Annotated in this window: 1 protein-coding gene; it reads left to right on the top strand. The window is 77.4% G+C overall.

Annotation, left to right across the window (positions count from 1 at the left end):
• Positions 1 to 498: ATP-binding cassette domain-containing protein (locus HMPREF1316_RS14365; protein WP_021725697.1), on the top strand; the 498-nt coding region annotated here is incomplete at its 5' end.
• Between the last annotated feature and the right edge of the window lie 3 nt (positions 499 to 501).

The following is a 501-nucleotide window of genomic DNA, read 5'->3' as shown; positions in this document are numbered from 1 at the left end:
AAGGGGGCCAACGGGTCGGGCAAGTCGTGCCTGCTCGACCTGCTGGCGGGCCTGTCGGACCCCGCCTGCCTGGACGGGGAGCTCTCCCTCGACCCGGCCCTGCGCCGCTGCCCCTACCTCACCTACCCGGTGCCGGTCGTCGGCGGCGGCCTGTCGGACAACCTGATGGGCGCCGAGCCCGGCGCCCGCGCCGCCGCCGCGCTCGGGGCGGGGGCGCTGGAGGGCCGCCCCATCGCCGCCGACGGCGCCGACCTGTCCTTCGGGGAGCGGCAGCGCCTCGGCCTGCTGCGCGCGCTCTCGCCGGGCGCGGGCGCGGTCCTGCTGGACGAGCCCCTCACCAACCTCGACCGCGCGACCGCGCGCTCCCTGTGCGACCTCGTCGCCTCGCTGCCCGCGCTCGGGGTGTCGGTCGTGGCGGTCATGCACTCGGACGACCTCGACGCGGCCGCCGGCTGCGTCCTGGAGATCCGCGACGGGGAGCTTTCACGGGTGGCGTAGGGA

Source organism: Olsenella profusa F0195 (assembly GCF_000468755.1).
Taxonomy (GTDB): Bacteria; Actinomycetota; Coriobacteriia; order Coriobacteriales; family Atopobiaceae; genus Olsenella_F; species Olsenella_F profusa.
This window is presented reverse-complemented; position numbering and strand designations above follow the sequence as displayed.